This is a genomic window from Brevibacillus sp. FSL K6-2834 (assembly GCF_038592925.1).
Taxonomy (GTDB): domain Bacteria; phylum Bacillota; class Bacilli; order Brevibacillales; family Brevibacillaceae; genus Brevibacillus; species Brevibacillus borstelensis.
On the sequence record NZ_CP151945.1, the window covers coordinates 5,535,361 to 5,546,115 of the forward strand.

At 54.2% G+C, this 10,755-nt stretch carries 8 protein-coding genes; 5 read left to right on the forward strand and 3 right to left on the reverse strand.

The window, feature by feature from the left end:
• Positions 1-224: 224 nt before the first annotated feature.
• The 3 genes from NST96_RS26665 to NST96_RS26675 all read right to left on the reverse strand — a co-directional run bounded on the left by NST96_RS26665 (position 225) and on the right by NST96_RS26675 (position 4,245).
• Complete coding sequence (locus tag NST96_RS26665) at positions 225-614, reverse strand: BlaI/MecI/CopY family transcriptional regulator (RefSeq protein ID WP_003388735.1); 390 nt, start codon at positions 612-614, stop codon at positions 225-227.
• Positions 615-711: 97 nt separating this feature from the next.
• Entirely contained in the window at positions 712-3,033 is a 2,322-nt protein-coding gene (locus tag NST96_RS26670; RefSeq protein ID WP_031932472.1) for a M56 family metallopeptidase, read from the reverse strand.
• Positions 3,034-3,240: 207 nt separating this feature from the next.
• Positions 3,241-4,245 carry an iron-siderophore ABC transporter substrate-binding protein gene (locus NST96_RS26675; protein ID WP_039070768.1) on the reverse strand — a complete coding sequence of 335 codons (1,005 nt, stop codon included), beginning with the start codon at positions 4,243-4,245 and terminating at the stop codon, positions 3,241-3,243.
• 178 nt (positions 4,246-4,423) lie between these two features.
• On the opposite strand from NST96_RS26675, the gene NST96_RS26680 reads away from it, so the two are divergent.
• The 5 genes from NST96_RS26680 to NST96_RS26700 all read left to right on the forward strand — a co-directional run bounded on the left by NST96_RS26680 (position 4,424) and on the right by NST96_RS26700 (position 10,728).
• Positions 4,424-5,386 carry an iron ABC transporter permease gene (locus NST96_RS26680; RefSeq protein ID WP_081607767.1) on the forward strand — a complete coding sequence of 321 codons (963 nt, stop codon included), beginning with the start codon at positions 4,424-4,426 and terminating at the stop codon, positions 5,384-5,386.
• Complete coding sequence (locus NST96_RS26685; protein ID WP_342405110.1) at positions 5,383-6,414, forward strand: iron ABC transporter permease; 1,032 nt, start codon at positions 5,383-5,385, stop codon at positions 6,412-6,414. Before NST96_RS26680 ends, NST96_RS26685 begins: the two co-directional genes overlap by 4 nt.
• Positions 6,415-6,743: 329 nt before the next feature.
• A complete protein-coding gene (sbnA, locus tag NST96_RS26690) occupies positions 6,744-7,718 on the forward strand; it encodes a 2,3-diaminopropionate biosynthesis protein SbnA (RefSeq protein ID WP_003388741.1) in 975 nt (324 codons plus the stop codon).
• A gap of 93 nt (positions 7,719-7,811) precedes the next feature.
• On the forward strand, positions 7,812-8,810 hold the full coding sequence (gene sbnB, locus NST96_RS26695; protein WP_031932471.1) for a 2,3-diaminopropionate biosynthesis protein SbnB: 999 nt from the start codon (positions 7,812-7,814) through the stop codon (positions 8,808-8,810).
• Between the two features lie 61 nt (positions 8,811-8,871).
• The gene (locus NST96_RS26700) at positions 8,872-10,728 is read left to right on the forward strand and encodes an IucA/IucC family protein (RefSeq protein WP_024983677.1); all 1,857 of its coding nucleotides are present in this window, start codon (positions 8,872-8,874) and stop codon (positions 10,726-10,728) included.
• Positions 10,729-10,755 lie beyond the last annotated feature (27 nt).

Consider the following 10,755-nt stretch of genomic DNA (forward strand, 5'->3'; position numbering starts at 1 on the left):
AACTATTAGACCCTACTGCTCTGTATCTGGGGACATAATCGTTGCCTCGATGAATAACTCCTTTATTAAGGTACACGATTGCGGCTGTGAATCCAAGGATTATAGGAGAAAAGATAGCAAATTCCTATCAAAACGAATTGCAAAAAAGAAGCTGTCCTTGTGCGGTACAGCTTCTTTCTGGTTTGCTTGTGTACAAGAAAATAGCGAGGCTGCGATGGAAAAGGTTATGTCCTTTTGTTGGAATCCTGCTTCTCCAGCAAAATTTTCTGCAGCTGCTCAATCTCCTTTTCGGATAGATGGGCATCTTCCAGAAAGTTGCTCACCATGAGATGAGCTGCTCCGCCGAACACTCTTTTGAGAAAAGACTGGCTTTCGGCTCGGATACATTCTTTTTCCGATACCAAAGGGTAGTATTTGTAGCTTCTTCCTTCTTTCTCGAACCCGATGGCTTTTTTCTTCAATAGTCGATTTATAAATGTGCGGACTGTCTGATCGCTCCACTCGATCTCTTTCGGCAGCTGCAGAGTAATTTGGTCGGCCGTTATCGGGTTGTCCTTCCAGATTATCTTCATGATTTCCCACTCGGATTCCGATATTTTCGGCGTATTGGCCATATGGTCACCCTGCTTCCCTTTATAATTCCCATTTACACTCGTAAACAAAAGAATTTGTGAGTCATAATCGTACAGGCGTAAACGCAAGCTGTCAATGTTATTTGAAATTGACCAAATCGATGGGCTTTTCATTCATCAGGAATTGCAAAATCCTGTTCCGCTCGGGACTGTCATCGGCTGGGCCGTCATTCCAAAAGGTGACCTTCAAGCATACATCGTCTTCTTTCCAGAAGTAGACGACCAGCTCCGCCTCCCTCGCGCTGCTCAATGGTCCGTCTGTTTTATGGTTGACCGTCTTGAGCAGCTCTTTTCCCGCTATGCTGACCGGCTGCAGCTTCACTTCATTTTTTTCGCCGTCGATCCGCTCAAAAGCGACGGTACCGTTCTTCTTCATCGTTTCGTACATGCTGTTGTTTTTGATTTGCTGAAGCTTTACCCTTTTGACTCCCGCCTTGGTCTCATCCTTCGGTTTATAGAAAATGGTGAGATCCCTGTTCTTTTTGTCTGCCTCATTTTCTGGAAAACTGAAGTTCATCTTGTCGCCAATCCAGGCACGGTCGGCTTGAATCGCTCCCGGGAGCTCAAAGGGAAACTTGGGCACAAAGCCAATCGCTTCAGGCAGCCGCTTTACATCTCCTGTGTCGTAAATGCCTTCGTTCAACTGTTCTTCGCTGATAAATCGCTTGTACAGCTCCTCATCAGGATATTTCATCGAGCCGATGATGCTGATAATCTCGTCATCCTTGAACTTGAAGTTTGATCCGGAATTTGTGATCTCATACTGGACGCCTTGGTCCTGCCAAAAATAATGCCGCTGAAAGTCCTTTTCGTCCCCGTGCTGTATGGTGAATTTTACGATTTTCTGCCCGTTAACGTTGAAGGTCTCTTTCTTCTTCTCCAATTTTTCTTCGGTCTTTTTATCGCCATCCATAATCGTTATCGTTGTAAAGTCGTTTTGATCGAAATCGTCGGTCACGGCTTCCAGATCAGCCTCGGCAGGCTGTGCCTTTAACCGAAAGCTGCCGTGGTTGATGCCCTCGACAGTTTTGGCAAAGCGCAATGACGCCAAGCTTGTGCCTGCTTTTTCCTTCGGGGCAAAGTGGATGACTGTAAAACGGTACCCGTCAGGCAAGGCTGCCGGAACCTTAAATTTGAAGCCGGAAATCTTGACGACCTTTTCCAGACTGGCATAAGGCCGCTGAAAATCATAATCGAACAGAATTCGTTCCTTCTCAACCGACTCCGTGCTTGCGGACTGGCTCCCGGGAGTTTGAGGAGCGCTGGCGGGCACCGGGCCAGTCGAAGGCACCGGACTGCTGGCGTTGGTCAATGTGGCTGCCCCCAGCATCCCTACGCATAAAACGGCAGCGACAGACAGTTTATACGATCCCTTTTTAAACGACTTGATCATGTGAATCCTCCTCTTCATTTCCATTTGTTGATTGGGTCCGAAAAAATACAGCAGCTCAGACTGGCGGCCAGCGGGCGAAAAGCGCTTCAGGCATTCGATGATCGTCATCCCATATGGCACCGCCTCCGCTTCGCCGAGCACCTCCAGAACACAGGCGTCGCAGGCTAGCTCCCTGTCTGCTTTCATCCGCTTCATGCCAATCCACACCAGCGGATTCATCCAATGGATCGCCAGCGCCAAGCTCCCTATCGCATTCCACATGATGTCTTTTCTCTTGTGATGGGCCAGCTCGTGCAAAAGGATGTGGGCAAGCTGGGAAGCGCTCAGCTCCCTGGCCATTTCCTGAGGCAAATAGATCCACGGGCGGAAAAGTCCGGAGAGGTACGGGCTTTTCCCCTGTCGTCCGGTATAGACAGGAACAGGTTCCCTGATCCCCAGGCGCAGTCGGCAATCCTCTATGATTGACACGATTTGGGGATCTGTCAGCAGCTCCAGCCGTCTGCGCTGGCGACCCATTTTCACTGAAAATGCGGCCACATACAGAATCAGGGCCGCCGCTCCGGCCAGCCACGCGACAGCGGCTAGTCGCAAAGCGAGTGAATAGGATAAGCCCGCTTGTTCCGTCCCTTCATCTGCTTGACGGGCAGGGACGTTCGCTGGCTGCTGCGAGCCTTCCATAAGCGGCGGATGCATCTGAGTCTTTGGAAATGCAGCATAGTGGAGATTTTCAACCATCTCCGAAGGCAGCCGGTTCTCAGCCAGCGGTTCCAACACGACGGCCTGTTTGCTTGCCTTGCCCAGCTGCAAGAGGTGGAAAATGCTCACCGGACTGTCCGGAAAAACAGGGACTAGCAGCCTTAACAGCACCAGCAGCCACAAAGCATGCACAAGACGGGGACTCAGCCTGCGGCGCAGCAGTCTTTGCACAGCCAGCACCAGCAGCAGGACGACGCTCGCCGCTGCGGTAGCATCCAGGAACCAAAGAAAAGCGCGAATCAAAATATCCATGTTTTCCCCTCTCCGGCAATTTGGGTTTACCATTTACATTTGTAAAAGAAACTGACTGCCTTTGATATTACATTTGTAAATACAAACTGTCAATAGCTGGTTTCTGTGGAATTTTATTTTTTGCCCGTGGACGTTCTCAGAAAAAATAAAAGCCAGCATGCTCCGGTCGAACCCCGAAACACACTGGCTCCATTATTAATGCCCACTCTACTTGTCCAGATGCTTGATCACTTCATCCAGCATCAGGTTTCGCGACAAAATCCCCATCCCGCTCAGCCACGGGTCAGTCGATACCTCATACACATTCCCGGCCTGAACTGCCTTTAATGTCGCCCAAAGGGGATTTCCCTTCAGTTTGGTTGTCATGATGTTTTCCTGGTCGCGGCTGAACCAGAAAATGACGTCTCCGTCCATATCGGCGATTTGCTCCTCGGTTGCTTTCTTGGCAAAGTCTTTCTCCGACTGGGCCTTCGGGCGAGGAAATCCAAGCTCCTCGATAAATTTCCCGCTGTACGATTCCGACAGGTAAATGCGAACGTGGTCCGCATTCATCCGCAACACGGAAACTTCTGTTTTCCCGATCTTATCGCCCATCTTTGCTTGAAAGTCAGCCACCCGCTTTTCATAATCGGCTATCAGCTTTTCCGCTTCCTGTGCTTTCCCCACAGCCTCGGCATGCAGCTTCAGGTTTCCCTTCCAATCCAGCCCCATCGTCTCAACAAAAACAGTGGGGGCCATTTGCATCAGCTTGGAATGAATCGCTTCGTGCTGGTCTTTGGTTCCCAGAATCAAATCCGGCTTTAATGCCGCGATGGCCTCCAGATTCGGCTGGTCGATCGTTCCCACCTTTTCGATTCCGCTCGTTTTGTCGCCCAGATACGAGAAAAACGGTTTGTCGAGAGACACTGTGGCAGCGCCAACAGGTGTTACGCCGAGTGCCAGAAGATTATCCAGAGCGCCATTGTCCAGAACGACGATGCGCTTGGGTTCGGCCGGCACCTTTACTTCTCCCATCGCGTCCTTTACGGCATGCGCTTGCGTACCTTCCTGGCTTGGCGCATTCTCCTGGGGCGAGGTACTGGAGTTCGCAGCGTTGGACGCCGGTGCTCCCTGAGCGGATGGCGCAGCCGAATTGCCGCATCCAACCAGGAAAAGAGAGAGCGACAGTATCAGTAGAAAAAAGAAAAGGGCATGTCTTGACATGGAATACATTGACAGATTCCCCCTTGCTTTGTATATTTTTCATGAGAATGATAACTATTCTCACAATTACGAATCATATACTTGATAAATAAGGTTGTCAAGGATATTTGTGTAAATCACATCCGGATTGCGAGTGAACGTTGTGGGCAAATCGCGGAAACATCTCCGGCTGCTTGCCGGGCTGATCATGGGACTTGTTGCAGTCCTTCTCTTCATCGGGATCAGCATTTCATTTGGGATTGTGGACATCAGTATGCTGACGGTTGTCGAAGCATTCCTGGAATTTGACGGGTCCAGGGAACATCTGATCATTTCTACCACCCGTCTTCCCCGGGCGTTGATTGCCGCGGCGGTAGGAGCGTGCCTCGCCGTAGCGGGGGCTATGACACAGGCTCTGACCCGAAACCCATTGGCTGCTCCCGATCTGCTGGGCATCAATCACGGAGCCGCGCTGTTGGTTGTCCTGTCCCTGTTTCTCGTCGGCGGGCATAATCTCACCCTTTATGCATGGGCAGCCTTTCTCGGGGCGGGGGCGGTGTCCATCCTCGTCTTTCTGCTCGGTTCTGCCGGGCGCGGCGGCATGACTCCTCTGAAGCTGACGCTGGCCGGCGTCTCTGTCACGACCCTCTTGTCCGCGTCCACCCAATCGATCCTGATCTTTCACGAGCGCTCCCTTGACGAAATGCGCTTTTGGCTGGCAGGGTCGGTCGTAGGGCGGGATCTTGCGCTTCTCGTTCAGGTGCTTCCCTTTATGACAGCCGGGCTGTTGCTTGCCTTTTTCCTGAGCAGGGAAGTCGATACGCTGCAGCTCGGAGACGATGTAGCCAAAAGCCTGGGACAGCCAACGAAAATGGTGCGAACGCTCGCCTTCATTTCTGTGGTGCTGCTCTCTGGCAGCAGCGTGGCGGTGGCCGGTCCCATCGGATTTGTCGGGCTCGCTGTTCCGCATCTGGTCAGGTCCATCGTCGGCAAAGACCACCGCTGGATTTTTTCCTACTCGGCGGTAGCGGGAGCTGCGTTGCTGCTGCTTGCTGACGTGGCGGCGCGCTTCATTTTGGACAACCAGGAGCTGCCTGTCGGCGTGATGACAGCTATCATCGGGGCTCCATTCTTTATCTACCTGGCGCGGAGGAGGGTGCACAAGCTATGAGAGGGGAAATGATGAATAGGCGCCCGACAACGCTTTTTGCCCTGCTCATCCTGCTTGCCATCGCTTTTTTTATGGCCAATATAGGGGCGGGCGAATACGAGCTGTCTTTGTGGGAAGTGGTTCAGACGCTGTTCGGACTGGGGAGCGGGGAACATTCGTTTATCGTCAATACGCTGCGTCTTCCGCGTGCTTTGATTGCTTTTCTGGTAGGGGCGGGACTGGCTGTTTCGGGAGCGATTTTGCAAGGGATTACCTCCAATCCTCTCGCTTCTCCCGGCGTCATCGGACTGAATGCAGGGGCATCTCTCGCCGCTGTTCTCGTCATCGTCGCCCTGCCGGCGGTTCCGCTCGGCTTTTTGCCGCCTGCCGCCTTTGCAGGAGCGCTGCTCGCGGCGATTCTCACCTACTGGCTCGGCTGGAAGGAGGGGAGCTCGATGTACCGGATCATTTTGGTCGGAGTGGGCGTCTCCGCAATCGCGCAAGCCTTTATTACGATCATCATGATGTCGGGAAAGATCATGCTCGTGACGCAGGCCCTGATCTGGATGACGGGAAGCGTCTACGGCAGAGGCTGGGAGCACTTCTATGCCCTCCTTCCCTGGATGATCCTGTTTCTCCCGCTGGCGTTTCTGCTTTCCCGCCAACTGAACCTGCTGCAGCTCGGCGACGACGTCTCCAAAGGGCTCGGCAGCAAAATCGAGTGGGTGCGGGGCGGGCTGATTCTGGTCAGCGTCGCTTTGGCAGCAGCTTCCGTGGCGACCGCCGGAACCGTGTATTTTGTCGGCTTGATGGCTCCCCATATCGCCAGACGGTTGTTCGGTCCCTCCCATACGACGCTGCTTCCGGCCTCTGCACTGACCGGCGGGCTCCTTGTTCTTGCTTCCGATTTTGTAGGCCGGACGATCGCTGCTCCGGTAGAGCTTCCCTGCGGATTGATTACAGCGATGATCGGGGCCCCATATTTTATTTATCTGCTTCTGACGGAAAATAAAAAATCAGGAAAAAATGTAAGGAAAAGACATTATTGACAATGATTATCAATATCATCTAAAATGGGGTTGCCCACGGGAGAATTGGACGGGAAAGGAGGTGATTTTCTGATCGGTGAGGGTGAAGTGAAACTGTTTTCGCAAAAACACGAAAAGCCGTCAACCAGACAGACTTTGGCCGGTACAGCCTGGTCACGGCGTTCGTTTTCGCACCCCGTTTTTTGCTGGGCAAAGTAGGGCGCCTTTTCTGAATGTAGCAAAATCAAGCATGGATATAAACGCAAAGGGATCTTCCTATCAGGCAAATCCTCATTTTTTTGAACGACAATGATAATGATTATCATTTTTGTTTGAGGGAGGGCAACCGTATGCCTTTTGCAGGAACACGACCCACTATCGCATCCTCCATCGTCGATTGCGTCGGACACACTCCTCTCGTTCAGCTCAAACGGCTTTTTGCGCGTCCAGGGCTGAGCGTGCTGGCGAAGCTTGAGTTTATGAACCCGGGCGGCAGCATGAAGGACCGTCCCGCCCGCTACATCGTCGAACAGGGGCTGCGGGATGGGACGATTCGTCCCGGCACCCACATCATCGAGAGCACATCCGGCAACCTCGGCGTCGCGCTTGCAATGGTTGCCAGAGTCTACGGCTTATCGTTTACATGCGTCGTCGATCCGAAAATTACGAAGGCAAATCTCCAAATCCTGCACCAGCTCGGCGCAAATATTGACATGGTGGATCAGCCTGACGACCAGGGCGGATATTTGCAGACCCGTATCCGCAGAGTAAAGGAGCTGTTGACCATACTCCCCGACAGCTTCTGGATCAACCAGTACGCCAACGAGCTGAACTGGAAGGCCCATTATCACGGGACCGGCAGCGAGATCGTGGAACAACTGGACGGGCCGGTAGATTGCCTGTTTGCCGCCGTGAGCACGACAGGCAGCATCATGGGCAACGCCCGTCGCCTGCGGGAAGCTTTTCCGAGCATCAAAATCGTGGCAGTGGATGCAGTCGGCTCGGTCATCTTCGGTTCACCCTCCGCTCCCCGGGAACTGCCGGGCATCGGCTCCAGCCGCGTCCCCGAGCTGTTGAACCCGGACGAAATTGACGAGGTCGTGCACGTGAGCGATCGCGAATCCGTGCAGGGCTGCAGGGACCTGCTGTTCCACGAGGGGATCTTCGCCGGAGGTTCTTCCGGTTCGGTCATCGCCGCTGTTCGGAAGCTGCTTCCCTCCTTTCCTCCCTCCTATCGCATCGCCGTCATCCTGCCGGACAGAGGGGACCGTTACCTCGACACGGTTTACGATGACGATTGGGCATCCGGTTTGCCTTCGCTTTAAACACTACGCAAAACGAAAGAGGTGTGTCCCGTGATCCACGCAACCAATCAGCAAAACGCGCTCACGAACCATGCTGCTTCCCATGCTCCCTCCCTGCTTTATCTCAACAGGGAGGCCATCGCTTCACTGGGCGGGAACACGTCCGCCCTCTATGTCGAAGCCATCGCCGAGGTGCTCGCCAAGCACGCCCGCGGCCAATACGTCCAGCCGTTGAAGCCGTACCTGCGGACAGACGAAAAAGACGGCCATATCGCCGACCGGATTATTGCCATGCCTGCGCATGTCGGCGGGGAGGATTCCGTCTCCGGCATTAAATGGATCGGCAGCAAGCATGACAATCCGGAAAAAAGAGGGCTGGAGAGAGCGAGCGGTCTGATTATTTTGAACGATCCTGTCTCACGCTACCCGATCGCGGTGATGGAGGCGGGCATGATCAGCAGCATGAGAACGGCGGCGGTCACGGTCGTGGCTGCCCGCCACTTGGCCAAGCAAGGGTTTGCCACCGTATCGTGCATCGGCTGCGGACTCATCGCCAGACGGCAGCTCCAATCCCTGCTGGAACAATTCCCCCAGATTCAATCCGTCCATTTGTTCGACCTGCACGAAAAGGCGGCCCGGCAGCTCGCCCAGGATATGGCTGAAGCCTTCCCGGCTGTCGCTTTTGCCGTGGACCGATCAGCCGAGCAAGCGATTCGCCAGGGAGAAGTCGTCGTGACGTGCACCGTCGCGGACCAGCCCTACATTCCGTTTGAATGGCTGCAAAAAGGGGCCTTTGTCAGCAATGTCTCGATTATGGACTTGCATAAAGAAGTGTTTATCCGCGCCGACAAGGTGGTTGTCGACGACTGGGAGCAGTGCAACCGGGAGAAAAAAGTGATCAACCAGCTCGTGTTGGAAGGAAAATTCTCGCGCGAGCGGCTGCATGCGGAGCTGGGCGAAATCGTCATCGGCGAAAAATGCGGCCGGGAGACAGACGAAGAAATCATTATCCTCAACCCGATGGGCATGGCTGTCGAGGACATCGCCTGCGCCCAAAAAATGTATCAGAGGGCAGTGGAGCTCGGGGTCGGCCTTCCGCTTTCCTTGTATTGACGCTTTGCTTTCCGAGCAACCTTTTCGGAATTTTTGAAAACGAAAGGCAGGGGATCCGGCAATGAAACATGCAGAGGGTACCGTTCACCAAAAGCGGCCGCTGGAGGCAATGGAGGCACCGGAGCCATTGGAGCCGCTGGAGCCGCACAAGCCACTGGAGGCGCGGCTGGCCGAACATGCGGCAATCGAGCGGATTTTGAACGCCTATCTTCGCGAAAACGGCATTTTTGACCCGAGAGTCCAGCCTGATCAAAAACAGCTATCCATTCCGCTCACGGACGGGGCGATGTTTCGCCTTGACTTGCCCAACACCGGCGTTTCACTCGCAGGGGAGATGAGCTTTTGGTCCAGAGGGGGGCAACACGCGTATGGCACCTCTTTCTATCAAACAACGGGGTCTTCCTATCAAAAGGTGGAAGGCTGGCAGCTGATTCATTTTATCCTCGATGAGCTTTCCTGCCTGGAAAAGAACGAAGACATTCGCCTCCAAAAGAAAGGCGAACTGCTTCTGAACATCCAAAACAGCGTGCAAAAAACAGAAAGCTACCTTCGGCATTTCCTGCTCCAGCAAAAGACTCGGCATCCGTCCCACGGCTTTCTTCCGTCGGAACAATCGCTCTTTCGCGGCCATCCGTTTCACCCGACCCCGAAGAGCTCGGAAGGATTCGCCAAAGGGGAGCTGCACAGGTTCGCACCGGAGCTGGGGGCGTCATTTCAGCTGCACTATTTGGCTGTTTCCCCTGAGCTGATCGTGGAGGAGTGGATTCAAGCCCCTGAAGGGGACAGCCAGGAAGCTTGCATCCCGCAAGGTGTTCGGAAAGCGGCGGCATCAAAAGCGGAGAGGGGAAGAGAACATTACAAGCTGCTTCCTTGCCACCCGTGGCAGGCACACTACCTTTCCTCGCGCGAGCCATTCCGGAGCCTTTTTCTTGCGGGAAAAATCACCGATCTGGGGCCGCTGGGAGAGCGCACATATCCCACTTCGTCGGTGAGGACCGTCTGGGAGCCTGGACACTGCTGCCAATACAAGCTGCCGCTCCATGTGCGCATCACGAACTTTGTCAGAGTAAACACGCAGGAGCAAATCAAGCGGACGATGGATGCGGCGAAAATCGTCCGGCACGAACAGGAAGCCTTTTATACCGAGCGCTTGCAGGTATTGATGGAATACGGGTATCGGAGCATCTCCCTGCCGGATGTTCCCCCTCAGGAAAACGACCTGTTCATGCAGGAATGCGCCGTTGTCTTTCGGGAAAATCCGCCCGAGCTGATGGGCAAGGAAAGTCCTGCCTTCGTCGTCGGCTCCTTGATGGAAACGCCGCCCGGCGAGACCGAACCCGCTTTATTCCGTGCCATGCGGGACCACGAAGAGAGCCGTTTGCCCGATCTGGGCGATTGGTTCCGGCAGTACCTTGCGATCAGCATGCTGCCAATCCTCTCGCTTTTTGCGGAAATGGGAGTGAGTCTGGAAGCACACGCCCAAAATTCGCTGGTCAAGCTGGAGAACGGCTGGCCCGTCAAGCTGTACGTGCGCGATCTGGAGGGCATCAGCGTAGACCGGCAAGTCGCCATTGGCAAGGGCTGGGTCGGCGGACTGGTAGATGCGGACAGCCCGGTTCTCTATACGCGGGAGCAGGCGTGGCTCCGTTTGCAATACTACTTTTTTGTCAACCACCTCGGCTATGTCGTCCGTACCCTTGCCAAATACGGCGGGCAGGACGAGTCCGCGTTCTGGAGCATAGTCAGAAATACCCTGCTGGAGCAGCGCCAGCGCCTCTTGTCCAAGCGAATGGCAGACTGCATCGATGCTTTGCTGCATGACCAAACCTTGCCGGCAAAAGCCAATCTGGTCAGCATCTTTCAGCGGAGAGGCGAATCGCCGCTCTATGTCGACATTCCCAATCCGATACGCTGCTGAAGAGCGACAAACCGTACACGAACTGCC